At 46.9% G+C, this 25,090-nt stretch carries 23 protein-coding genes; 8 read left to right on the top strand and 15 right to left on the bottom strand.

The window, feature by feature from the left end; genetic code table 11:
* Window positions 1-64: 64 nt before the first annotated feature.
* The 5 genes from ilvA to ilvG all read right to left on the bottom strand — a co-directional run bounded on the left by ilvA (window position 65) and on the right by ilvG (window position 6,404).
* The gene (gene ilvA, locus ASV53_RS11180) at window positions 65-1,627 is read right to left on the bottom strand and encodes a threonine ammonia-lyase, biosynthetic (protein WP_094957150.1); all 1,563 of its coding nucleotides are present in this window, start codon (window positions 1,625-1,627) and stop codon (window positions 65-67) included.
* Window positions 1,628-1,632: 5 nt separating this feature from the next.
* Window positions 1,633-3,474, bottom strand: coding sequence for a dihydroxy-acid dehydratase (gene ilvD, locus ASV53_RS11175; RefSeq protein ID WP_094957149.1), 1,842 nt, complete (start codon window positions 3,472-3,474; stop codon window positions 1,633-1,635).
* A 78-nt stretch (window positions 3,475-3,552) separates the two neighbouring features.
* A complete protein-coding gene (gene ilvE / locus ASV53_RS11170; RefSeq protein ID WP_062690434.1) occupies window positions 3,553-4,488 on the bottom strand; it encodes a branched-chain-amino-acid transaminase in 936 nt (311 codons plus the stop codon).
* Window positions 4,489-4,509: 21 nt separating this feature from the next.
* Complete coding sequence (ilvM, locus tag ASV53_RS11165) at window positions 4,510-4,758, bottom strand: acetolactate synthase 2 small subunit (RefSeq protein WP_062690435.1); 249 nt, start codon at window positions 4,756-4,758, stop codon at window positions 4,510-4,512.
* Window positions 4,758-6,404: an acetolactate synthase 2 catalytic subunit gene (ilvG, locus tag ASV53_RS11160; protein ID WP_062690436.1), complete on the bottom strand. Its 1,647-nt coding sequence runs from the start codon at window positions 6,402-6,404 to the stop codon at window positions 4,758-4,760. The genes ilvM and ilvG overlap by 1 nt, the downstream gene beginning before the upstream one ends.
* A 380-nt stretch (window positions 6,405-6,784) precedes the next feature.
* Between ilvG and ASV53_RS11155 the strand changes: the two genes are divergently transcribed.
* Window positions 6,785-8,317: a YifB family Mg chelatase-like AAA ATPase gene (locus ASV53_RS11155; RefSeq protein WP_094957148.1), complete on the top strand. Its 1,533-nt coding sequence runs from the start codon at window positions 6,785-6,787 to the stop codon at window positions 8,315-8,317.
* A 64-nt stretch (window positions 8,318-8,381) separates the two neighbouring features.
* Here the strand turns inward: ASV53_RS11155 and ASV53_RS11150 are convergent, their stop codons facing one another.
* The 5 genes from ASV53_RS11150 to ASV53_RS25440 form a co-directional block, all read right to left on the bottom strand.
* The gene (locus tag ASV53_RS11150) at window positions 8,382-8,981 is read right to left on the bottom strand and encodes a DsbA family protein (RefSeq protein WP_390960849.1); all 600 of its coding nucleotides are present in this window, start codon (window positions 8,979-8,981) and stop codon (window positions 8,382-8,384) included.
* Between the two features lie 133 nt (window positions 8,982-9,114).
* A complete protein-coding gene (locus tag ASV53_RS11145) occupies window positions 9,115-10,101 on the bottom strand; it encodes a serine/threonine protein kinase (RefSeq protein ID WP_094957147.1) in 987 nt (328 codons plus the stop codon).
* A gap of 102 nt (window positions 10,102-10,203) precedes the next feature.
* On the bottom strand, window positions 10,204-11,634 hold the full coding sequence (ccoG, locus tag ASV53_RS11140; RefSeq protein ID WP_094957146.1) for a cytochrome c oxidase accessory protein CcoG: 1,431 nt from the start codon (window positions 11,632-11,634) through the stop codon (window positions 10,204-10,206).
* A gap of 277 nt (window positions 11,635-11,911) precedes the next feature.
* Entirely contained in the window at window positions 11,912-12,178 is a 267-nt protein-coding gene (locus tag ASV53_RS11135) for a YihD family protein (protein WP_094957145.1), read from the bottom strand.
* 114 nt (window positions 12,179-12,292) lie between these two features.
* On the bottom strand, window positions 12,293-12,466 hold the full coding sequence (locus tag ASV53_RS25440; RefSeq protein WP_157072615.1) for a hypothetical protein: 174 nt from the start codon (window positions 12,464-12,466) through the stop codon (window positions 12,293-12,295).
* Window positions 12,467-12,830: 364 nt separating this feature from the next.
* Between ASV53_RS25440 and ASV53_RS11130 the strand changes: the two genes are divergently transcribed.
* From ASV53_RS11130 to trhA, 3 genes are all read left to right on the top strand, one after another.
* Window positions 12,831-13,508, top strand: coding sequence for a FadR/GntR family transcriptional regulator (locus ASV53_RS11130; protein ID WP_062690450.1), 678 nt, complete (start codon window positions 12,831-12,833; stop codon window positions 13,506-13,508).
* 378 nt (window positions 13,509-13,886) lie between these two features.
* Complete coding sequence (locus ASV53_RS11125; protein ID WP_094957144.1) at window positions 13,887-14,675, top strand: sporulation protein; 789 nt, start codon at window positions 13,887-13,889, stop codon at window positions 14,673-14,675.
* A gap of 137 nt (window positions 14,676-14,812) precedes the next feature.
* Window positions 14,813-15,466: a PAQR family membrane homeostasis protein TrhA gene (gene trhA / locus ASV53_RS11120; RefSeq protein WP_094957143.1), complete on the top strand. Its 654-nt coding sequence runs from the start codon at window positions 14,813-14,815 to the stop codon at window positions 15,464-15,466.
* Between the two features lie 86 nt (window positions 15,467-15,552).
* On the opposite strand, the gene ASV53_RS11115 is transcribed toward trhA, so the two are convergent.
* From ASV53_RS11115 to def, 5 genes are all read right to left on the bottom strand, one after another.
* Window positions 15,553-16,998, bottom strand: a complete 1,446-nt coding sequence (locus ASV53_RS11115) for a TrkH family potassium uptake protein (protein ID WP_094957142.1) — start codon at window positions 16,996-16,998, stop codon at window positions 15,553-15,555.
* 7 nt (window positions 16,999-17,005) lie between these two features.
* A complete protein-coding gene (gene trkA, locus ASV53_RS11110; RefSeq protein ID WP_094957141.1) occupies window positions 17,006-18,382 on the bottom strand; it encodes a Trk system potassium transporter TrkA in 1,377 nt (458 codons plus the stop codon).
* A 142-nt stretch (window positions 18,383-18,524) separates the two neighbouring features.
* Window positions 18,525-19,802, bottom strand: a complete 1,278-nt coding sequence (gene rsmB / locus ASV53_RS11105; RefSeq protein WP_062690442.1) for a 16S rRNA (cytosine(967)-C(5))-methyltransferase RsmB — start codon at window positions 19,800-19,802, stop codon at window positions 18,525-18,527.
* A 115-nt stretch (window positions 19,803-19,917) separates the two neighbouring features.
* Window positions 19,918-20,862: a methionyl-tRNA formyltransferase gene (fmt, locus tag ASV53_RS11100; RefSeq protein ID WP_094957140.1), complete on the bottom strand. Its 945-nt coding sequence runs from the start codon at window positions 20,860-20,862 to the stop codon at window positions 19,918-19,920.
* Window positions 20,863-20,889: 27 nt separating this feature from the next.
* Window positions 20,890-21,399, bottom strand: a complete 510-nt coding sequence (gene def / locus ASV53_RS11095; protein ID WP_062690443.1) for a peptide deformylase — start codon at window positions 21,397-21,399, stop codon at window positions 20,890-20,892.
* Window positions 21,400-21,716: 317 nt separating this feature from the next.
* Between def and ASV53_RS11090 the strand changes: the two genes are divergently transcribed.
* The 4 genes from ASV53_RS11090 to ASV53_RS11075 are packed head-to-tail and all read left to right on the top strand — an operon-like array spanning window position 21,717 to window position 24,964.
* Window positions 21,717-22,790 carry a LysM peptidoglycan-binding domain-containing protein gene (locus ASV53_RS11090; RefSeq protein WP_094957139.1) on the top strand — a complete coding sequence of 358 codons (1,074 nt, stop codon included), beginning with the start codon at window positions 21,717-21,719 and terminating at the stop codon, window positions 22,788-22,790.
* A complete protein-coding gene (dprA, locus tag ASV53_RS11085) occupies window positions 22,787-23,887 on the top strand; it encodes a DNA-processing protein DprA (RefSeq protein WP_062690444.1) in 1,101 nt (366 codons plus the stop codon). Before ASV53_RS11090 ends, dprA begins: the two co-directional genes overlap by 4 nt.
* Window positions 23,884-24,357, top strand: a complete 474-nt coding sequence (locus ASV53_RS11080; RefSeq protein WP_062690445.1) for a DUF494 family protein — start codon at window positions 23,884-23,886, stop codon at window positions 24,355-24,357. Before dprA ends, ASV53_RS11080 begins: the two co-directional genes overlap by 4 nt.
* 25 nt (window positions 24,358-24,382) lie before the next feature.
* Window positions 24,383-24,964: a DNA topoisomerase family protein gene (locus ASV53_RS11075; protein WP_094957138.1), complete on the top strand. Its 582-nt coding sequence runs from the start codon at window positions 24,383-24,385 to the stop codon at window positions 24,962-24,964.
* The last annotated feature ends 126 nt before the right edge of the window (window positions 24,965-25,090 follow it).

Here is a 25,090-nt window from a genome sequence, read left to right as displayed (position 1 = left end):
TCTGTATATAAAAAAGCAGCCATTGGCTGCTTTTTTAATGCGCGGCGTTCACCCAGAATGAGCGTTATTGTGCGAGGAAAAATTGATAAGCTGGGTTGGCTGTTTCATCTTTCCACTGGTAGCCAAGTTCTCGTAAGTAACTAGTAAATGAGAGAACATCATTTTCTTCAAGTTCAAAACCACAGAGTACTCGGCCATAATCAGCGCCGTGGTTACGGTAGTTAAATAAACTGATATTCCAACGGGTGCCCAGTGTATTTAAGAATTTCAGTAATGCCCCTGGGTATTCCGGAAATTCAAAGCTATAGAGCTTTTCTTGTAACGGCTTCGATGGGCGTCCACCAATCATGTAGCGCACGTGCAGTTTTGCCATTTCATCATCAGACAGATCCACCACGGGATAACCGCCTTGGCGTAAATCTTCGATAATGCCGTCGAGTTCTTCTTGTCCTTGCATCAATCGTACACCGACAAACACATTAGCCAAGCTGTCATCACTGTAACGGTAGTTAAACTCAGTGACAGCACGGCCTCCTAGAATGTGACAAAAATCGAGGAAAGCGCCTTGGCGTTCAGGAATGGTGATTGCCAACAAGCCTTCGCGTTTCTCACCGAGCTCACAGCGTTCCGAGACATAGCGTAAGCCGTGGAAGTTGAGGTTGGCCCCAGATAATACCGCCGCTAACTGTTTATTTTTGAGCTGGTGGCGATCGGCATACTTCTTCAAACCTGCCAGCGATAGTGCACCGGACGGCTCGGCAATTGCCCGAGTATCCTCAAAAATATCTTTTACCGCCGTACAAATTTCATCTGAACTCACGGTGATCACGTCATCAAGGTGTTGTTGGCATAAGCGGAAAGTCTCATCGCCTATGCGTTTAACGGCCACACCATCGGCAAACATGCCGACCTGATCCAGAGTGACGGGTTCGCCTGCAGCCAGTGCTGCTTTTAGACAGGCAGAGTCTTCGGCTTCAACACCAATCACTTTGATTTGTGGCAATAACTGTTTGAGAAGGACTGCGACACCTGCGGCTAGGCCCCCACCCCCGACAGGTAAAAACACATAATCAAGGTGACCATTTTGCTGGAGTAACTCCATGCCGATGGTGCCCTGCCCTGCAATCACTTGTGGGTGATCAAAGGGAGGTATAAAGGTAAAGTGATGTTGCTCGGCAAGCTCGACAGCGCGGGCTTTGGCTTCATCAAAATTATTGCCATGCAACACCACTTTCCCTCCAAAACTTTTAACCGCTTCTACTTTGATGTTGGGGGTGGTTAATGGCATGACGATAGTGGCTTGTACCCCTAAGTGTTTGCCTGAGAGTGCTAACCCTTGTGCGTGGTTGCCAGCTGATGCGGCAATCACCCCTGCTTGCTGTTGAGCTAGCGTTAACTGCGACATCATGTTGTAAGCGCCACGCAATTTAAAAGAATGCACGGGCTGACGGTCTTCACGTTTCAGTTGGATCTGATTGCCACTGCGCTCTGATAATCGTGGTAACGTTTGTAAGGGGGTAACTTGCGCCACCTCATAAACAGGAGCACGAAGAATATCGCGTAGATACTCTGCGCTACTTAATGGTGCTTGCGAGGCGGTGTCGTTAACCTGCTGGATGTCATTCATGGCGATTATCCTTCCAGTTTGGACTTGTCGCGGATGGCGCCTTGGTCTGCACTGGTCGCGAGTAAAGCGTAAGCACGAAGTGCATAAGAAACATCACGTTGACGATCGACTGGTTTCCAACCGCGCTGATCAGCTTTGGCACGACGCTCTGCTAATGATTTTTCATCGACCTTCAGCTCGATGCTACGATTAGGAATATCAATGGCAATTGTGTCGCCATTTGTGATTAACCCAATAGTGCCACCGCTTGCTGCTTCTGGTGAGACATGGCCAATCGACAGGCCCGAGGTACCACCCGAGAAACGACCATCAGTAATTAATGCACACTCTTTGCCGAGCCCCATCGACTTCAGATAAGTGGTTGGGTACAGCATTTCTTGCATACCTGGGCCGCCTTTTGGCCCTTCGTAGCGGATCACTACGACATCGCCAGCTTTGACTTTACCCCCTAAGATACCTTCAACAGCACTGTCTTGGCTTTCAAATACCACGGCGGGGCCCGTGAAGGTTAGGCAGCTTTCATCAACTCCTGCGGTTTTTACGATACAGCCATTAAGTGCCATATTGCCTGATAAGACAGCCAGGCCACCATCTTGGCTAAACGCATGTTCTTTTGTTCGGATACAGCCATTTTCACGATCGTCATCCACCGTATCCCAACGGCAGCTTTGTGAAAAAGCTTGAGTGGTGCGAATGCCTGCAGGCCCTGCACGGAAGAAATCTTTTATCTCTTGTGATTCAGTTACGGCAATATCATAAATCGGCAATGTTTGTGCAAAGCTTTGGCCTAGGATGTTATGGCAATCGCTATGAAATAGCCCTGCGCGATTCAACTCTCCCAAGATGCCATAGACGCCCCCCGCACGGTGGACATCTTCCATGTGATATTTAGGGGTGGATGGTGCGACTTTGCAGAGGTGTGGCACTCGGCGAGACATCCGATCAATGTCTTCCATCGTGAAGTCGATCTCGCCTTCTTGCGCTGCTGCTAATAAATGCAAGACGGTGTTGGTCGAACCGCCCATCGCGATATCGAGTGCCATTGCATTTTCAAACGCTTTTTTATTGGCGATATTACGGGGCAGTGCGTTGATGTCATCGTCTTGGTAATAACGTTTGGTTAAATCAACAATACGTTTTCCCGCATTGATGAACAGTTGTTCACGGTCGGCATGGGTTGCCAGCATAGAACCATTACCCGGCTGACTTAAACCAAGTGCTTCAGTTAGGCAGTTCATCGAGTTAGCAGTAAACATGCCTGAGCACGATCCACATGTCGGGCAGGCTGATCGTTCGATCTGCTCACTTTGCTCGTCTGAGACTTTAGGATCCGCGCCTTGGATCATGGCATCCACAAGATCGAGCTTGAGGATTTGATCCGATAGCTTGGTTTTCCCTGCCTCCATTGGGCCGCCAGACACAAAAATAACCGGAATATTGAGGCGCAGTGATGCCATTAGCATGCCCGGGGTGATTTTGTCACAGTTAGAAATGCACACCATGGCATCGGCACAGTGGGCGTTAACCATGTACTCGACCGAATCGGCGATGAGTTCGCGAGATGGCAGCGAATACAGCATGCCGCCATGCCCCATCGCGATACCATCATCGACTGCTATGGTGTTAAATTCTTTGGCGATCCCGCCTGCTTTTTCAATTTCCCCCGCAACCAGTTGTCCCATATCTTTTAAATGCACATGGCCAGGAACAAATTGGGTGAAGGAATTCACTACGGCAATAATCGGCTTACCGAAATCTTCATCTTTAACGCCAGTGGCGCGCCATAAAGCGCGGGCTCCAGCCATATTACGGCCGTGAGTGGTGGTGGCGGAACGGTACTTAGGCATAACTACAAATATCCTTTTTGTTGCATCACCCGCTGAGTTTGATAGCTGCGGGTGATGGCGGTGATTCTTAGCGGTGGCTTATTTCTTCTCTGGGTAGACGTAATCTAACCAGCCCCATTTATCTTCAGTGGTGCCGTTAAACAGGCCAAAGTAAGTTGCTTGAATAACTTTGGTGATAGGGCCTCGTTTACCTTCGCCAACGGTGATTTGGTCAACCGAGCGTACTGGAACAATTTCAGCTGCGGTACCTGTCATGAATATTTCGTCGGCTAAGTACAGCGCTTCGCGCGCGATGTTCTCTTCGCGTACTTCGTAGCCCAGCTCTTTGGCTAACACCATGATCGAATCGCGAGTAATACCCGGTAAAATGGCACTGGTGGCTGGCGGGGTTAGCAGTACCCCATTTTTGATCACAAAGATGTTTTCGCCAGCACCTTCAGACAGATAACCATCAACGCTAAGGGCGATACCTTCGGCGTAACCATGACGGCGTGCTTCACTACCGACAAGTAGTGACGACAGGTAGTTTCCCCCAGCCTTGGCGGCGGTAGGGATCGTATTGGGTGCGGCACGATTCCAACTTGAAATCATGGCATCGACGCCGTTTTCGAGAGCTTCTTCACCCAAGTATGACCCCCAAGGGAAAGCCGCAACAATTAAATCCATTTCGGTATCAACTGGCGGACAAACCCCCAAGCCAACATTACCAACATAGCCCAGAGGACGAATATAGGCCGATTCGAGTTTATTGACGCGAATGGTTTCGCGACAGATTTCCATTAGCTCATCAGCGCTGTAGGGGATTGGGAAACGGTAAATCTTGGCGGAGTTTTTTAGGCGCTCCATGTGCTCTTTATGACGGAATACGATTGGGCCTTTTGGGGTGTTATAGCAACGAATGCCTTCAAAAACCGAGGTGCCATAGTGCATTGCGTGAGTCAGCACGTGGACATTAGCCTCGCCCCAAGGAACCATGTCACCATTAAACCAAATAAAATCTGCTGTATTTGCCATTTTGCATTTCTTCCTTATGCACTAGTCTTGGTTTTCTAAGAGAGTTGTTGTTACGGTGCGAATATCCCAAAGTTTTTCAATTTGGTTGACCAGAGTGCTGATTGGTCGATCGCTATCAACCACAATTTCAACGCTGGCAACCTTACTTTCATGGTTCTGAGTCGCGATGACTTTCTTGATAATAAAGCCACGGTGACGAATAACGCGCAATACTCGCTCTAGTAATACTGGTTTATCATCCGCTTTGATGTCGAGTAAATATCTATCCATTAGGTGTTCTCCAGCATATCTTGGTTAGCCGCGCCCGGTGGTACCAGTGGCCATACATTTTCTTCTTCTGAGATTAATACATGGAGTAAGTAGGCGGTGTCACTGGCCAGCATTTCCTGTAGGGCTGGCTCGACCTCGTCTTTTTTGGTGATGGTTTTCCCTGGAATATCAAAGGCCTTGGCGAGCATCACGAAATCTGGGTTGTCATCAAGAATGGTTTCACTATGGCGGCCATCAAAAAACAAGGACTGCCACTGCCTTACCATGCCGAGGCGTTGGTTGTTGATTAACACCATTTTAACGGGGATCTGCTTGCGTTTTAGGGTGCCCAGTTCTTGGACATTCATCATAAACGAGCCATCTCCCGAGATTAAGATCGACTCATCGTCGGGGCGTGCTACTTTGGCCCCCATGGCTGCAGGTAGACCAAACCCCATGGTGCCAAGGCCTGCGGAGGTAATGTAATTTTGGGGTTCGCGCGGCTGAATATGTTGGGCTGCCCACATTTGGTGTTGGCCGACATCGGTAGAGACCATTGCGGTGTCGGGCATCATGTCAGACAGTTGCTTCATTAATCCAGGTGCGTAAATGAGCTCACCGGGGTGGTCGTAACGCCATTTGAAATCGCGGCGTAAGCTATCGCAATGATTCAACCAAGGGGCAATAGATTGGCTCAGCTCTAGTTGAGGCAAAATGGTATTAATATCGCCACGTAGTGCTGCATGTGCTTGGCGGAGTTTATTGAACTCAGCGGCATCAATATCTAAGTGGATCACTTTTGCATGAGGGGCAAACGTATCTAGCTTCCCTGTCACTCTGTCATCAAAACGCGCACCGACCACAATTAATAAGTCAGATTCTTGTACGACTAAATTTGCGGCTTTAGTGCCATGCATGCCTAGCATCCCCAAATAATGAGGGTGATGACGTTCAATTGTGCCTAATCCTTTTAAGGTGCTCACTGCTGGCATTGGATTGATCTGCAAGAATTGGCGAACGGTATGGGTTGCTTTTGCTAACTGAACTCCGCCCCCAACGTACAAGACCGGACGCTCGCTTGCGGCCAGTAGTTGCTGCGCTGTTTGTAGTGATTTACTGCAAACTTGAGGGATTACGGGTGGTGTAAAAGAAGGGAGAGTATCAACAGGGGTTTGTGCTAACTGTACATCTTTGGCGATATCGACAATAACTGGGCCGGGGCGCCCTGATTTTGCTACTTCAAATGCTTCAGACAAGGTGGGGGCTAACTCGTCAATGTCGGTAACCAAATAACTGTGCTTGGTACAGGATAACGACATTCCAATCACATCCATTTCTTGGAATGCATCGGTGCCGATGTGGGTACTGGCTACCTGACCTGTGATGGCCACTAGCGGGACGGAATCGAGAAAGGCATCGGCTAAGCCAGTAACGAGGTTGGTTGCTCCTGGCCCTGAGGTTGCCATGCATACTGCAACCTCTTGGGTTGCACGTGCCATTCCAATCGCGGCCATTGCGGCTCCCTGCTCGTGACGGCAAAGAATATGCTCAACACCACCGTCGTAGAGTGCATCATAAATTGGCATGATTGCACCGCCTGGGTAGCCGAATATTGTTGTTATTCCTTGTTGCTGCAGTGCTGTTACAACTAACTCTGCCCCTGTCATCACGATCCCCTTATTCCATATTGCGGATTGTCTATTGCTTATAGTTAGAAAAAAGCCCCCGGACCTTGTGGTTACGGGGGCTTGTGCGTTGTTTCTTTTGCGTTTGTTTAACGCCTAGCACTCCCCGTTGCGGTGAGAATAATCACCACAATGACGTTAATAATGAGTACGAGGGCTTTGGCGTTAAATCGCATTGTTATCTATCCAACTAATTTGTTTATTTGTTGTGCTTACTAAGTGGTAACACAGACATGAGTCGCATGACAAGCAAAAACTAAGGATTTGTTTTCATTTCCTCTGCATATATAGGCTAAGCATGAAACGAAATTGATAACTTTCATTAACTTATTGGTGTGAACCATCATCAGGATGATTAAATTATGACTTTGGCCATTGTTCATAGCCGTGCGTGTGTTGGAGTGAATGCACCGCCTGTTACCGTGGAAGTACATATTAGTAATGGGATGCCAGCGCTCACGTTAGTCGGGCTGCCTGAAACCACCGTGAAAGAGGCCCGTGATCGGGTACGCAGTGCGATTGTAAATGCCAACTTTGAGTTCCCCTCACGCCGTATTACCGTCAACTTAGCCCCTGCGGATTTACCGAAAGAAGGGGGCCGTTTTGACTTGCCTATTGCTCTTGGCATACTTGCAGCATCAGGACAAATACCGACAACTAAGCTACCTAACCATGAATTTTTAGGCGAGTTAGCGTTATCTGGCCAGCTTCGTGCTGTTAAAGGTGCATTGCCTGCCGCCCTTGCAGCAAAACGGTTGAGTCGCTGCTTAGTGGTTCCCGATGGTAATGGTGATCAGGTTGGTCTGGTGGAAGGTTGTGAGCATAAATCAGCGGCTGATTTACTGGCGGTGTGTGGGTATTTATGTGACCAGCAGCCTCTCTCTTTGTTCCAACGTACCGCGACTGAAGATGTGGTTATTGTTGATGATTATCAGCGCGATATGCAAGATATTATCGGCCAACAACAAGGTAAACGTGCGTTAGAAATTGCGGCGGCTGGTGGTCATAACGTGCTGTTTCTCGGGCCGCCAGGAACAGGTAAAACCATGCTTGCGTCTCGCCTGTGTGATTTGTTACCACCGATGTCGATAGCCGAAGCACTCGAAACGGCAGCCGTAACTTCGCTGACCCAGCAAAGTTTGCACCAAGGCAACTGGCGACAACGTCCGTTTCGAACTCCTCACCATTCAAGCTCAATGGCAGCCTTGGTAGGGGGCGGTTCTGTGCCGCGACCTGGGGAAATATCACTGGCGCACAATGGGTTACTTTTTTTGGATGAGATGCCTGAGTTTGAACGTAAGGTTTTGGATTCATTACGAGAACCGCTTGAATCGGGCGAAATTGTGATTTCGCGCGCGACCAGTAAAGCGACCTTCCCTGCCCGTTTTCAGCTTATTGGTGCCTTGAACCCCAGTCCAACAGGTTATTACGAAGGCAACCAATCACGAACCAATCCGCAGGCGATTTTGCGTTATTTAAGTCGTCTCTCTGGGCCGTTATTAGACCGTTTTGATATGTCGATTGAGATCCCGTTATTGCCACGAGGGACACTTGCCGAAGGGGGCGATCGGGGAGAGCCGACTGCGGTGATTCAAGAGCGGGTGTTGCAAGCGAGGCAATTGATGCTAGAGCGTTCAGAGAAAGTGAATGCGTTGCTATCGACCCGAGAGCTCGATCGTTACTGTGGATTGTCGAAAGCAGATGCGACGTTTTTAGAAACTGCTCTTCATCAATTGGGGTTATCTATCCGCGCCTACCATCGGATTATCAAGGTAGCGCGAACCATTGCCGATTTAGCCGGAGAAAGTCAGATTTCACGGAGCCATCTAGCAGAAGCGCTGGGTTATCGTGCGATGGATCGATTACTGAAGCAGTTAAGTGCGCAAATGGTCTGAATAGGAGGGAGTGATAAAAATGGAAAAAGGGCGCAAGCGCCCTTTTTGTGGCTGTCTGTGAATATTATTTCTTCAACAAGAAGTTTACCAATTCAAAATACTCGTCTGCCGATTCAATTTCACCGGTCTGCACTAGGTATTTATTGTTAACAACAACCGCAGGCACGCCTGTTAGGCCACTGTCTTGAAAGGCTTTGTTGTAACGGTTTACCATTGAGTTTACGGCGAAGCTATTGAATGCACCGTCGTAATCTTCTGCTTTTACACCTTCATCTAAGAAAATTTGGCGTAGTTCAGCATCGTTCCGTGGTGCATTTTGCATACCGTGGATACGGTTAAATAGCACAGGTGTCATTTTATCATCGATACCCAGCGTAAGAGAGGTTGCGTACGCTTTGCTCAATGATTTACCCATTGGACCGCCCATGAAAGAGACGTGATTTTTTTGGAATTTCGCGTTCTCAGGTAATGTTTTTTTGAGTTCCTTAATCATCGGCTCAAAGCTATTACAGTGTGGGCAAAAGAATGAAAAGTATTCGGTAACTATGGGTGTTGAAGACTTAGGTAAATCCAATACCTTGTAGTAATCCCCTTCAGTAAATTTTGCTGCCTGCACAGAAAACGATAACAGTGCGGCACTGGCTATCGTTAAAATTGTCTTCATTATACGCATGAAGTCTCCCTTATTTGGTGTATTAGTGGTACTGGTTGATTGCGGCAAACAGTACGATGGTATTGGGATTAATCCCTTGTAATTATTGATTGTTGTCACAGTGACTTATGTTGCTAAAGCTGAGCTACCATTGTGGCATAAGCTGTAAGGGAGCCTCGTGCAATGCTGCAATTTGTTCTTTAAATGACAGCACTTGCCCTTCCCAATACTTATGATCTGCAAACCACGGGAATGCCCGTGGAAATGCAGGATCTTGCCAGCGTTTTGCTAGCCAAGCCATATAGTGCACCATTCTAAGACCGCGTAAAGGCTCAATTAGTTGCAGCTGATTATGATTAAAATCAGCAAACTCATTATAACCTTCAAGAATGGTATCGAGTTGGGCTAGCTGATCATTGCGATCGCCATTTAATAGCATCCACAAGTCTTGAATCGCCGGGCCGTTACGGGCATCGTCGAGGTCGACAAACATCGGCCCATCTCGCCATAAAATATTGCCAGGATGGCAATCACCGTGTAGGCGAAGAGGTTGCCAATTAGTGTGCCATTGCTGGCTAAGTTCGCCAATTAAGGTATCAAGATCGGCAAAAAAAACATTTTTAAGGTGATCGGGAATGAAATCGGCATTTTCAAGTATTTGGCGCGGTTGATGCAGATATTCGTCTATGCCAATTGTTGGGCGGTATTTAAAAGCAGAGCCTTGGCTCACTTGGTGGATACGACCAAGAAAGCGCCCGACGCCCTCTAGCTGATCAAAGTTGTCCACTTCAAACTGGCGACCACCGACACTTGGAAATAAAGCAAAGCGGTGACCTTGATAGTGGAGCAGGCTTTCACCATCAATTTTTACGGGAGCAGCAATGGGGATGTCTTGTTCAACCAGTTCATGGCTGAAATCGTGTTCTTCCTGAATTTGTTCATTGCTCCAACGCTGAGGACGGTAGAACTTGACGACATAGCGTGAGCGATCTTCAGCTTGGAACTGATAAACCCTATTTTCGTAGCTATTGAGTGCTAGGAGCCCAGACTCTGCGCGAACGCCGATACTATCAAGCGCATCAAGTAGTAAGTCAGGAGTGAGGTCAGAAAAACTAAAGCTTTGTTGTGTCATGGGGGGGTCCACAGCCGAATGAATACGCCCAGTATATCACTAGATCAAAAAAGGACCGTTACCGGTCCTTTTGTTATCGTACGGGTTTATCTTAAAGATAATTTAGCGTAGCTCACCAATAAATCGACTTTCGGTATGTAATGGGTCGCCAGCATCATTGGCGGTATCTTGAATAATGAAAGTGATATCAGCAATCGGTGTGGTCAGATCATAAGGGTCAACCCCAAGACTGATCGGTAAGGTATAAATTTCACCTGCAGCCACATTGACTGCTGTTGCCCCATACCATTCAACGGTTTCAAGCCCGGAAACCGACAGCTGATAAGTGCGTGCTTGTTGAGTTTTGTTCAGAATCTTTAAGGTGTAAGTATTTTCGATCAATCCTTCGTTATTTTCTCTAAAGAGCTGACTGCGATCGCGGATCACATCTAGCCCCATCGGGTTCACACTCGAAAGTAAGATAAAAAAGAGCCCCACCATGGCGACCATGACGGCACCGTAGCCAATTAATTTCGGTCGCATAACCTTGGTATGTTTACCTTCGAGTTTATGCTCTGTGGTGTAACTGATCAGGCGGCTGTCATAGCCCATACGATCCATGGTTTCATCGCAGGCATCTACACAGGCACCACAGTTGATGCATTCATACTGTAAGCCATCACGGATATCGATGCCCGTAGGGCAGACTTGTACACATAAGTTACAGTCAATACAGTCACCTAGTCCAAGCTCCTTGGGATCTTTTTTACGAGAGCGGGGTCCGCGAGCCTCACCACGTTCAACGTTATAACCCACAATGTAGGTATCTTTATCAAACATGGCTGATTGGAAGCGCGCATAAGGGCACATATGAATGCACACAATCGATCGCATCCAACCTGCGTTGGCATAAGTACATCCCGCAAAAAATAGCACCCAAAACCCGGCTGAGAAGCTGGTGCTAAAGGTGAAAAAATCAATAAACAGTGATTGAATTGGCACGAAGTAACCAACAAAAGTGAGACCCGTTAGAAGTGCAACAGCGATCCAAGCAATGTGTTTTAGGGTTTTTCTTATCAGTAATTTAGCGGTGATTTTTAGGCTGTCTTGTTTACGACGTTTGTTCGCAGCACCTTCGAGTTTTTCTTCAAACCAAATATAAATAAAGGTCCATACGGTTTGCGGGCAGAAATACCCACACCAGACTCGGCCTAAAAAAGTGGTAATAAAAAATAAAGCGAAAGCCGCAATCATGAATACGGTGGCGAGTAAGGTCAGATCCTGTGGCCACAATGTGGTACCAAAAAAATTGAATTGCTGGTGGCCTATATCCAGCAAAATGGCTTGGCGGTCACCATAGGGTATCCATGGGAGCCCCATAAATAAGACCATTAACACCCACCCCATCCGTTGACGGAGTTGTTGGTAAATCCCTTTTACGGCACGAACATAAATACGATTGCTTGGGTTAAAGCGGTCGGCGTTACCTTTGTGCGTTTTGGGGTTAAATTGTTGGGGGGTGACATCCTTAATCTTGATTTTATCTTGGCTCATGACATTGCTTTCCTTGGGTGCCCACACTTTGGTGCGCCGTTTGATCAGATACGTTGCCTGATCGCTATAAATGATACGCGTATGTTATCAGCTGATTATATAACAGCCGGATTGCGGATTACTCTAGCACGGTCATAATTTCAGTTATCGGTACAGAAGAAGCGTTTTTAGGCTATAACAGAAGGAAAGTTGGTGTGGAAAAACATCAGGTGCGCTGTGATGAGACTGACAGCGAGCACCCAATGTGATTTTGCTAAGATGAGATTGTTATTTCAGGCTACTTAATAATGCCACGTGCTCGCAAAATAGCGGTTTTGAAATCATTCTCGCAATCTTTCGCTAAGCCAGGAATTATCTCTTTCTGATCACTATTGCGCATTTTTAGGTGATAGATCAGAACATCGTCGCTCAGGTCTTCAAGCTTGCCTTCAAATTTAGCTTCTTCGGCTAGCTTTAATAGGAACTCGACAAGGTTGAGTTCTGAGTGCTTTTTCCATTCAGGATGGATAAGTTCGATCAGTTCGTTAACGCGGTGGGTTTTCATTTTATCTCCACAATGAAGGCTGAATAAATTGTCATATTTTTATTGTGGATAAAGTATACCAAGATGGTTTCTGAAAGGAAGGCAACAAAGGCTGCTGCCTTGTCATCTCTTGGTTTATGCCGCTTTCTCGTTAGCACTTTTAGTCGAGATGATGGTTTGACTTGGCATCTGATGAATGTCCGCTGACACCTGTGGTGCTGTACGCGCTTTAAAGCGTGGGGCATGAGATGTTGTACGAGACAGTGATGGGCTGCGGGTGTTAGAGCGAGCGTAAGTCATAGGGCGCATGGTTTTTACCTATAAATCAGGCACATCCATGGCCAAGAAAGATTATAAATAGGATCACGCTAGCTGTGTGGTGAGGGGGTTATCTTCACCGTGGTGTTTAGCGTGATACTTGCTGTTAAAAAACGCGGGTAGGATACCAACAACTATTCATATAGTCGAGTAAATTATGAACAATAGTCTCTTCATTTAGGATGAGGCTGGGTCATAAAAAAGGCAAAAACATGGATATCTGATGCAAGTGTGAAGATAAGCCGTTTCACCATGCAGGCTTTGTGGTCTAATTGCGCCGTATTAGGCATATCAATATTGATAGGTCATGAAATAAATTGGCAACTATTATAAAAAGAGCCTTTGAGGGGGAATGATGGAGCGAGATCAGCAACGGTTAGTGACTAGCCGGAACTTGTCGTATCGATTAGCTGAATCAATCGGTCAGCGTATTTTAAAAGGTGAAACGCCACCGGGAGATATTTTACCGGGTGAAGTTGAGCTGGGTGAAATGTATGGCGTCAGCCGAACCGCAGTACGTGAAGCGATTAAAATGCTGGCAGCGAAAGGCATGGTATTACCGCGTCCACGTATTGGTACTCGTGTATTACCAAAGCGTAACTGGAACTATCTGGATCAAGATTTATTAGCATGGCTCGACTTCAATGATTCGGGTGAGCTTATTGAAGAATTTCAACGTGTACGGTTAACCCTAGAGCCAGAAGCGGCGGCTTGTACCGCGATCAATGCGAGTGATGCTGATCGTGATGAGCTTGCATCATTGGTGCTTGAAATGCATAAGCTCGGTGAGCAATTTGATCAAGAGCGATGGATTGCGGTTGATACCCGTCTTCACCAACTGATTTACTTTGCTTCTGGTAATCATTTTATTAGCCCATTTGGAAATTTATTCAAGGCTGTATTTGAAAGCTATTTCCGCATTATTACGCGGGATAGAATGCTGAAGTTGGAACTTCATCAGAATGTAGTTGATGCGATTTTAGCGCGAGACCCTGAAGCTGCTCGCCAAGCAACCATTGAGCTACTTAAGTAATAAGAAATACCCTGCAGACGGAGCGTTACCCCGCGTGTCAGACGCTCCGTTTTCTTTTGGTGTTCGCTACATCTCTCGTAAAGTCGAGTTTCTCCCCCTATTTTTTATTGTCGATGACTCGTTATTTATGTGGGTACTTATCCGCTCAATTTAACGCCAATGTTGTTATTTCTCTGCCTTATTTTCTACTTTTTAAAGCCTCTGTCGGAATTCTCTAATCGCTCAAATAGTCAGTAGTGGAATTGACTTGCGATTTGATCTCGGACTGTACAAGATAGAGTCAACGTATCTTAAGCCTACTGGTTTTTAACTGTTTATTTGCACCATCGATAGCGCCAAGCTAATGGCCAGTATTGATGCAATGCGCAAGGAGGATGCATGTCTTTATTTCGAAAAAGTCTCGCGAGTTTTGGCATTGGCGCTGCTAAAGTCGATACAATTTTACCTCATGATGTTTTGATCCCAGGCCAACCGCTGCCAATTGAAATTCGCGTTCAAGGTGGGGCAACCGAACAGCAAATTGATAATATTCATTTATCTTTATGCTGCCGTTATCTTGATGAGGTGGCGACTGGGCGGGGCGACAGTGATCAGCGTAAAGAAAAAATACCGCAAATTTGTAAGTTGGCTGAATGGTCATTACCCGAAGCTTTTGTGATTGGAGTGGAGGAAGAGCGTCAGTTTTCATTCACTTTCGATCTTCCATTCAATACGCCCGTTACTATTGGTGATGCTCAAGTGTGGCTTGATACCTCATTGGATATTGCGCTCGCGATTGATCCAAAAGATAAAGATACCTTAACGGTGCGTCCCGAGCCTTTGATGGATGGGGTGTTTACGGCTTTAGAGCAAGCAGGATTGCGTATTCGTCAGGTGGAATGTGAAGCCGCCAAAGGCTTTGCATTGCCATTTGTACAAGAGTTTGAATTTGTGCCTGTTTCTGGACCATTTCACGGTCGCTGGCGTGAGCTTGAAGTGGTGGCCTACCGTGATGAACAAGGTTTGCAATTGTGGTTTGAAGTAGATCGCCGTTTAAAAGGTGTATCTGGTATGTTGGCGGGGTTCTTAGGGCGTGGTGAATTAAAACGCGAATTACAGATTAGCGCTGATTGCTCTCCTGAATCAGCGGGAGAGCAAGTTGTCGCTTTCCTTGATGAGACCACTTAACGATTGTGACTTTGTGGATTATAACTTGGACGCTGAGTGTGAGAATGATGATAAATGCAATTTCAGCGTACAAGTGTAAGCTAGGTTGTGCGATACTGCTCTGAAGCTGAGTTTTAACTCTATTAGGAGCGACAACAATGAAGAAAAGTGCCGGCCCACAGTATTCGGTAGCAGAAGAGATTGCCAACAGTGTGAGTCATGGCCTTGGTATGCTATTTGGTATTGTAGGGTTAGTTTTGCTGCTGGTGCAGGCGAATAATCTGAATGCTGATACCATGAGTATTGCGAGTTTAAGCGTCTATGGTAGCAGTATGATCCTGCTGTATTTGGCTTCGACTTTGTATCATGCTATCACACTAGAAAAAGCCAAACGTGTACTGAAAACCCTAGATCACTGTGCGATTTACTTATTGATCGCGGGTACCTATACCCCATTTTTGTTGATCACATTACGTACCCCGCTCGCCATGACATTAATGGCGGTGATTTGGGGGTTAGCGTTACTGGGTATTGCCCTTAAAATTATGTTTGTATACCGCTTTAAAAAGCTATCGCTGGCAACTTATTTGGTGATGGGGTGGTTAGCGCTGATTGCGGTGTATCAGTTGTCTTTATCCTTAGCAACGGGCGGTCTTGTCTTGCTAGGGCTTGGCGGGGTGATTTACTCGCTGGGCGTGGTGTTCTACGTGAATAAGCGCATTCCTTACAATCATGCGATTTGGCATTTATTTGTATTAGGTGGCACGATTTGTCATTTCTTCGCGATTTACTTATATGTAAAACCGATCTAATCAAGCTTAATAAGAAATAAAAAAACGGCGCTGATGAGCGCCGTTTTTGTATCTTTTGGTTAGTTATTCTCTGGAGGTATGCAGGACTAATCTCGCCAAAATGCGGGGAAGAACACCACTAATACCGTTAATATCTCTAAACGCCCCATCAACATGCCGAAGCTCAGTACCCATTTTGCCGCATCGGGTAATGTCGCAAAGTTCCCTGTTGGACCGATAATATTGCCCATCCCTGGTCCTACGTTCGCAACTGCTGTGACCGCGCCTGTAATACTGGTTACGGGATCCAGTCCGAGCATGCCTAAAATCGCAGCCACCACGACTATCGTAATAATAAACGTCAATGCAAAGGCCACAACAGAACGTACGATACCATCCGTGACAGGACGGCCATTGTAGCGCTGAATAAACACCCCTGATGGGTGGATCAATTGCATCATTTGCTTACGCAGTAAGGCAAAAGCCACTTGGAAACGGAAGATTTTAATCCCGCCAGCCGTGGAGCCTGAACAACCGCCCACCAACATAATGAAGGCAAACACAATCGCAGGGAATGGACCCCAATTGGTAAAGTCATCTAAGCCAAAGCCTGTGGTGGTGACCACTGAAATGATGTTGAACAGCGAAACACGGAAGGCATCGGCAAACGTATAGTCTTTATCAAGCGTGAGCCATATTGCGACCAATAACCCGGTACTAAAGACCAACAGGGTAAATCCGCGTACTTGTGCATCATTGAATAAAGCGGTCGCACTTTTCTTTCTCAACATCTGAACGAACAATAAGAAAGGTAAGCCGCCAGCAAACATGAAGATGATCGCGACCCAATGCGCGGCATTGGAGAAGTGGTTCATCGAGCCATCAGAGGTGGAATAACCGCCGGTCGATAATGTGGTGAAGGCGTGGTTGATGGCATCAAAGGTATTCATCCCCGCCAACATGTAACCGACCACGCAAAGACCCGTTAGGATCAGGTACACATTCACAATGTTTTTGGCGACATTTTTGGTACGCGGTGAGCTTTTATCGGACCAATCTGATGATTCCGTTTGGAACAGCCGCATCCCACCGACGTTGAGCATCGGTAAGATGGCAACCCCCATCACGATGAAGCCAACACCGCCAAGCCATTGTAGCGTTGACCGCCATAATAGAATGCTGGGTGCCATATCATCGAGGCCACTGAGTACCGTTGAACCTGTGGTGGTGATCCCTGACATGGTTTCAAAATAGGCATCGGTGAAGCTGATATGGTTGATGAACACAAAGGGCAGCGCGGCAAAGGCGCTGGCGATGGTCCATACCAAGGTGGTGATCAGAAACATATCGCGCACCCCGAGTTTAAACTCGTTGGTGCGGCCAAAGGTGAGGCATAGGAATGCCACCACATGAGTGATGAGCACCGCTGTGGCAAAATCAATAAAGCCACCAGTGCCGGTAAAAAACGCCACTAAAGTAGGGACGTACATGAATAGGGCGATCTTCGATAAGACCAACCCAATCACGAATAAGATAGGACGGTAATTAACCATAAATACTTTACAAGAAGAACGGACTTGGTTGGAACAGGCGTTCAACATCTGGGATATATTTCTTATCAACCAAGAACATCACTACGTGATCGTCTTGTTCAATAACCGTTCGATCATGGCCGATCAATACTTCTTCGCCACGCACAATGGCACCAATAGTGGTACCCGGTGGTAGCTTAATGTCACTGATAGCGCGTCCCACGACTTTCGATGTACTGGCATCACCATGGGCAATGGCTTCAATCGCTTCTGCCGCCCCACGACGTAATGACGATACATTGACAATATCCGCTCGACGGACATGGGTGAGTAAGGCTGAAATGGTGGCTTGTTGCGGGGAAATCGCAATATCAATCGTACCACCTTGCACCAAATCAACGTAAGCGCCACGCTGAATAAGCACCATGACTTTTTTGGCGCCCATACGTTTGGCCAGCATTGCTGACATGATATTCGCTTCATCATCATTGGTTACGGCAATGAAAACATCAATTTGTTCGATGTGCTCTTCGCTGAGGAGCTCTTGATCTGACGCATCACCACAAAACACGATAGTGTTCTCTAGCATTTCTGATAGGTTTTCAGCACGGTTAGGGTTTCGCTCTATCAGCTTGACGCTGTAGGTTTGCTCTAAACGTCGTGCCAACCCTGCCCCAATGTTACCGCCACCGACAATCATCAACCGTTTGTACGGCTTTTCAAGGCGCTGAAGTTCACTCATGACGGAGCGAATATGATTGCTGGCTGCGACAAAGAACACTTCATCATCGGCTTCAATAATCGTGGTGCCTTGTGGGCGAATAGGACGACCTTGGCGGAAAATGGCAGCGACACGAGTATCAACATGCGGCATATGCTCGCGTAGTGCTGACAAGGCATTCCCCACAAGTGGACCACCGTAGTAGGCTTTAACTGCGACAAGGCCAACTTTATCTTCCGCAAAACCAACAACCTGTAATGCTCCTGGGTACTCGATTAATCGCTCGATATAACCTGTTACCAGTTCTTCTGGTGCAATAAGGTGATCGACAGGAACAGCATCGGATTGGAATAGCTGTTCTTTTTCTTTCAGGTATTCAGGTGAGCGAATACGCGCCACACGGTTTGGGGTATTAAATAAAGAGAAGGCAATTTGACAGGCGATCATGTTGGTTTCGTCAGAATTGGTGACGGCAACCAGCATATCAGCATCTTGTGCACCTGCATCACGCAAGGTTTTTGGGTGGCTAGCAAAACCTTGTACGACACGGAGATCGTACTTGTCTTGCAGCTCCCGCAGACGCTCTGGGTCTTTATCAACGATAGTAATATCGTTGTTTTCACCCACAAGGTTTTCTGCGAGTGTGCCCCCGACCTGACCGGCTCCGAGGATGATTATTTTCATAGCATTCGCCTGACTGAGTTTCTCTAAATTGGCACAAAGGCACGTATGTGCCCCGTTCTAATATTGACGTAGCTTACTCCGATTTTTAAATCAGGCTAGATTGAAATAGCCTGATTGTTCTCGTTTCAGCGTTAGATGGCTATTATTGCTTCTTCAATACGGCGTAGTAGAAGCCATCCATTTGTTCTTCACCTGGTAGGATTTGACGACCAGGGTTGGTCGGATCGCTATCCATTAACGTCGCGTCAGCGGTGCGGCCTAAGAAGGCTTTTACTTGCTCGCTGTTTTCTTGCGGAGTGATAGAACAGGTTGCGTATACCAAGGTGCCGCCTGATTTGAGTTGCAGCCACATTGCATCAAAAATTTCAGCTTGTAGTTCGGCTAATGCTGCAATGTCATCAGCACGGCGTAGCCACTTGATGTCTGGGTGGCGACGAATAACACCAGTTGCTGAACACGGTGCATCGAGTAAGATGCGGTCAAATTTCTCACCTTGCCACCAATCGCTTGGGTAGCGCGCATCGGCACACAAAACTTGAGCGGTTAGATTTAAACGTTCAAGGTTCTCGTGTACACGTGATAGGCGGTGCTCATCACAGTCAATGGCCACCACTTGGGTATCGGGTTGACGCTCCATAATATGCGCGGTTTTGCCACCGGGTGCAGCGCAGCAATCTAGGATCAATTCGCCAGCTTGAGGTTGTAAGTATTCAACCGCTAATTGTGCTGCTGCATCTTGAACGGATACCCAACCGTCAGCAAACCCTGGCAGTTGGGTAACATCGCAAGGTTTTAACAGGCGCAGTGCATCACCTGCTTGTGGGTGCAATTCTGTGGCAATACCTTCGTTGTCTAGCAGGACTCGGTATTCATCACGGGTATTGTGTTGGCGATTCACACGTAGCCACATTGGTGCTTTGGTGTTGTTTGCTTCAACAATCGCTTCAAGCTGTTCTGGGTAGCTCGCCTTAAGCAGCTTTAGTAACCAGCTAGGGTGGCCATAACGGCCCGCATCATGGCTGATTGCTTGAGCATCTAGTGCTTCTTGTTGGCGTTGATAGTTACGCAAAATAGCGTTTATCAAGCCACGAAGTTGCGGCTTTTTCAGTGTTTTAGTGGCATCAACCGTTTCAGCAACAGCGGCATGTGCGGGAATACGCATGTGACCGAGTTGATAAAGACCCACTAAAATAAGGTGATGGAAAACCCGTTGTTTGCCTTTCAGTGGTTTGTCCATTAGGTGGTTAGTAATGGACTCTAATCGCGGTAACCAGCGCAGTACGCCATAACAAATCTCCTGCAATAGTGCTTGGTCTCGCTCTCTCACTTCTTGTTGAGCAGCAGGGAGTACGTTGGAAAGGGATTGGCCCTGATCAACAACCTGATAGATAACTTTGGCTGCAGCGGCTCTTACATTCATTCGGATTTTCCTGAAATTCTTTTAACGTTAATACTGGAAGGTATTAAGCGCGATAGTGTTGCGTATTTTCTATTTGGATAGAAAAGAAAAGCCAGTGCAAGCACTGGCTTTCGCATTACAAAACGGTGCCGGGCTCAAACCATTCACGGCGAGAGTTCAGCAAATCTTGGGTTTGCATCGCTTTCTTACCGGGTGGTTGTAGCTCTATCAGGCGTAGTGCGCCTTTACCTGTTGCAACCACAATGCCGTGCTTGTCTGCAGATAGAACCGTACCCGCGGGCTTACCTTGATTATCGGCTTCCACAGCTGTGCGCCAAACTTTTACGTTTTGCTCTGCCACGGTGAAGTAGCTCATTGGCCAAGGGTTAAAAGCGCGAACGCAACGTTCAATCGCTTCAGCATCCATGGTCCAATCGATTTTGGCTTCTTCTTTGCTTAGCTTTTTCGCGTAGTTAGCCAGTTCATCATTTTGTTTCACTGGTACTGCTTTGCCTTCTGCAATATCACCAAGGCAGTCAATTAATGCATCAGGACCCAGTTCAGCAAGCTTGTTGTACATGCTTGCGCTGGTGTCTGTTGCTTCAATTGGTAGGGTTGCAATGCTTAGCATATCGCCAGTATCTAGGCCAATATCCATCTGCATGATGGTAACGCCTGTTTCGGCATCTCCCGCCCAGATCGAACGTTGGATTGGTGCCGCACCACGCCAGCGCGGTAAAATTGAGCCATGAACATTGATACAACCCAGTGTTGGGGTATCCAATACGGCTTGCGGTAATAGCAAACCGTACGCAACCACAACCATTAAGTCTGCATTCAAATCGGTCAGCGCTTGCTTGGCTTCATCTGATTTGAAGTTTTCTGGTTGGTATACGGGAATGTCATGTTCAAGCGCCAGTGCTTTTACTGGGCTCGCCGTTAGCTTTTTACCACGACCCGCAGGGCGGTCAGGTTGAGTATAAACGGCAATAACTTCATGCTGTGAAGACAACAACGCCGCCAGATGACGGGCGGCGAAGTCTGGCGTACCAGCAAAAACGATTTTCAAAGGTTTGCTCAAGGTAGCGTCCTTAAAGGTTTTGGCTTATTAGTTCTTTTCGTTAAAGCGTTTGATTTTCGTTAGCTTGTCTTGAATACGCTTACGCTTCAGTGGCGATAGGTAATCAACAAACAGCTTTCCTGCTAAATGGTCTAATTCATGTTGAACACAAATTGCCAGCAGATCATCAGCTTCAAACGAGAACGGGTTGCCATCGCGATCAAGCGCGTTGACTGATACTTCGGCTGCACGAGAAACTAAAGCACGAGCGCCCGGAACAGAAAGACAACCTTCTTCGATACCATCTTCACCGCGTTTTTCGGTGATTTCAGGATTAATCAGTACCATGGGTTGATCGCGTTCTTCGGAGATATCAATCACCACGATGCGTTGGTGAACATCAACTTGCGTGGCTGCTAGACCGATACCTTCTTCGTCGTACATGGTTTCAATCATGTCATCGACAATTTTTTGGATCTCAGGGGTAACGGCTTCAACTGGCTTAGCGACAGTGCGCAGGCGATCATCTGGGAATGTTAATACTTGCAATAAAGACATAGGTACTCGAAAAGTGAACAGTGCCGAAAAATAATTTGTTCTAATTCTAGTCATTTTAACGATCAAATAACAGCATCGGTGATGAATGTTCAATATCAGCAGTTCGCTGTAAAGCTAAGTACACAGTTTTCGGTAAGTTCAACACCCTTAGTGCGTGTTGTTGCAAAGGGTAAATTGAAAGCGTGAAGTCAGTCGAAAAGCGATTGTTAGCCAAAATAAGAAGATAGACACTGAACGTCTGCCGCTGTCACGCTGGACGACAACTATAGGCAAACAGCTTGCCGGATAACGAATCTGTGTAGTGCAAGGATGGCATCATGAAGCCCCTCTCTTTTCTTTTTTCGTGCGTGCTAACTGCCGTGGTGTGTATTCAACCTGGCTGGGCGAGCAACACGAGTAATAATATTGTTTTGAATGAAAATATCCCAGACGTGTACACCGTAAAGAAAGGTGACACCTTGTGGGATATTTCTAATCATTTTCTCGCGACACCTTGGCTATGGCCAAAATTGTGGCAAGCTAACCCTGAAATTGAAAATCCCCACCTAATTTATCCTGGCGATAAATTGTATTTAGTGTGGGTTGATGGTCAGCCGCGCTTACAACGTAAACCATCAAAAATAGTCAAAGTATCGCCCGAGATTAAAGTGATCCGTTCTCCGATTACGACATTACAATCATCACTGGTACTGCCTTATTTAGAAGAACACCGCTTGTTGTCAGATGCCGCGTTAGCGGATGCGCCGCGTGTTTTAGGGAGTGATGATCAACGTAAACAGCTGTCTGCGGGTGATATTGTGTGGGCAGATACAGTGTTACCGCTTGGTGAGGAATGGTGGGTTTATCGTCCCGTCGAAACGTATACACGTAAAGGCAGTAAGCCAGTCACAGTGCTAAAAGAAGTGGCAAAGATGAAGGTGAATGCGCAGCAAGCCGAAACCAGCACCCTTGAATTGCAGTCGTATCGTCAAGAGATCAATTTGAATGACGTGTTATTACCCGCGCCAGCCTTAGGTGCGAGCTCGGAGTTATTTTTTGTACCTGCTACGCCACCCGTCGGTGTTAAAGCGCAAGTGATGGGGGCGATCGGTGGCCAATCGTACATTGCGACGTCTGAAGTTGTGGTATTAGATAAAGGCCATTTAGATTCGCTTCAGGCGGGCCACGTGTTGCAATTACATCACCCTGTGACTGAGATTGAAGGTAAAAAAGGGAGTTATGACTATAAACGCTCCTCTTATACTGGAAAGCAGTTTCAACTTGCCCCTCGAGGTGTTGGCGAGGTGATGGTTATTCGTGCCTATGAAGCCTTTAGTTTGGCGATTGTCTTGCGCAGTTCTGAGCCATTTAGTTCTGGCGTTTCGGCGCTATCACCTCAATCTACACCATGAATAGTCTGGAAGACTGGCTTGCACTCACTGCCGTTCCTGGCGTTGGTGGTGTAAAAGTCAGTCGTTTATTACAACATGGTACGCCAACGCAATTGCGTGCCATGTCGACAGAACAGTTACAGACATTCGGCCTATCCCTTTCTCAAATATCAGCCTTTCGTACTCCTCTTCAAGCGCAGATTGATCGTTGCCTTTGGTGGGCCGACCATCAAGATAATACGATCCTGACTATCGATTCCCCCTATTATCCTGCTTTACTCAAGCAAATTGCTGCCGCGCCTCCAGTCTTATTTGTGAGTGGTCAAGTGGAATACCTGAGTGCACCTCAGCTTGCTATTGTGGGGAGTCGCTCTGCCAGTATTGACGGGCGTGAATCAGCCTATGAGTTTGCTGGTGCCTTGGTTGCGGCCAATTATGTGGTAACCAGTGGCTTGGCGTTAGGGGTTGATGGTCAAGCGCATCATGGCGCATTAAAGCATGGTGGTGCGACAATTGCCGTTTTGGGAGCAGGCCTGTCACAGGTCTATCCTGCTCGTCATCGTGATTTAGCCGCTAAGATAAAAGAGCAAGGGGCGTTAGTTTCTGAGTTCTGGCCAGATGAAAAACCACGCCCGCAAAACTTTCCTCGGCGTAACCGAGTGATCAGTGGCTTGTCGGTGGGCGTATTAGTTGTAGAGGCCGCAGAAAAAAGTGGTTCTTTGATTACGGCGCGTTATGCCTTAGAGCAAGGGCGAGATGTTTTTGCTCTACCAGGTTCGATCCGTAACCCTGAAAGTAGAGGCTGTAACGCATTAATAAAATCGGGTGCTAAATTGGTAGAAACCCCGGTCGATATCTTTGAGGAGGTAGGTGCACTGACAGAGTGCGCAATAAATAGTCAATTAAGCAAAACTCTGCCACAGGGTGAAGATCAGCAATTGCCATTTCCCGCCTTGTTGGCTACCGTAGGCAATGAAGCAACACCCGTAGATGTGGTTGCTGAACGTAGTGAACAACCCGTGCATGAAGTTATGATGCAATTATTAGAGCTAGAATTGCTTGGGTTTGTTACCTCAGTACCCGGTGGCTATATCAGAACGAGGAGGGGCAAGTCATGATGGATATCTTAATGTACCTGTTTGAAACCTATATACACAGCGATGCAGAGCTGTTGGTTGATCAGGAAGAACTATCCGATGAGCTACTTCGAGCGGGCTTTCATCAAGAAGACATATACAAAGCACTATCTTGGTTAGAAAAGCTGGCTGCGCTACAAGAAACTGAACAGAACCCGTACATGAATACCAGTGCGGTGACGTCAATTCGAATTTATACCCCACAAGAGATGACACGTCTTGATGTCGAGTGTCGTGGCTTTCTAATTTACCTAGAGCAGATTCATGTTCTGAGTGCTGATACTCGTGAGATGGTGATTGACCGAGTAATGGAGCTTGAAACGAATGAATTTATTCTGGATGACCTTCAATGGATTATCTTAATGGTGCTTTTCAATGCGCCAGGTAACGAAAGTGCTTACAGCCAAATGGAAGAGCTGTTGTATGGCATGGAAGATGGCTACATTCACTAATTAGCGAACGGCAGTATCAATCATCATGTCTGGTAAAATTGACCAAGAACTTTTTACGACTCACGAGCTAACGCACCAAGCCTGTCCTGAGTGTGGGAATGAGCTAACCATGCGTTTTGGTAAGCGAGGCCCATTTTTGGGCTGTAGCCAATATCCAAACTGTGAATTTATTCAGCCGCTTCATCAAAATGATGGTCATATTGTTAAGCATTTAGGTAAGCCTTGCCCGGAATGTAATGATGAACTTGTATTGCGACAAGGCCGTTATGGGATGTTTATTGGGTGTTTAAATTACCCTACCTGTCACCATATCGAGCCGCTTGAAAAAAAAGCGGAAGAAACGCATATTGCCTGCCCAAGTTGTCACAAGGGATCGTTAACTGAGCGTAAGTCTCGTTATGGCAAAATGTTCTTTGCTTGCGATCAATTTCCAACGTGCCGTTTTGCGGTTAACCATAAACCCATCATGGGGCGCTGTCAGTTATGCGGCTACGGTTTGCTGATTGAAAAGAAATTAGCGAGTGGTATTAAACTGCAATGTGCTGATCGTAAATGCCATGCATACCAAGATGCTGTAGAGCCAGAACACCGCGAGTCTGCAGAGTAAGTACAGGCGTCAGCAGATAGAAAAGCCAGCATTAATGCTGGCTTTTGTCGTTGTGCGCCGAGCATGGTGTCAACCTAGGAGGTGAAAGTCCTCTACGTGCCTTGTCGAGCAGGAAGCGTTAGCCTA

It is taken from the genome of Photobacterium sanguinicancri (assembly GCF_002265265.1).
Classification (GTDB): Bacteria; Pseudomonadota; Gammaproteobacteria; order Enterobacterales; family Vibrionaceae; genus Photobacterium; species Photobacterium sanguinicancri.
This window is presented reverse-complemented; position numbering and strand designations above follow the sequence as displayed.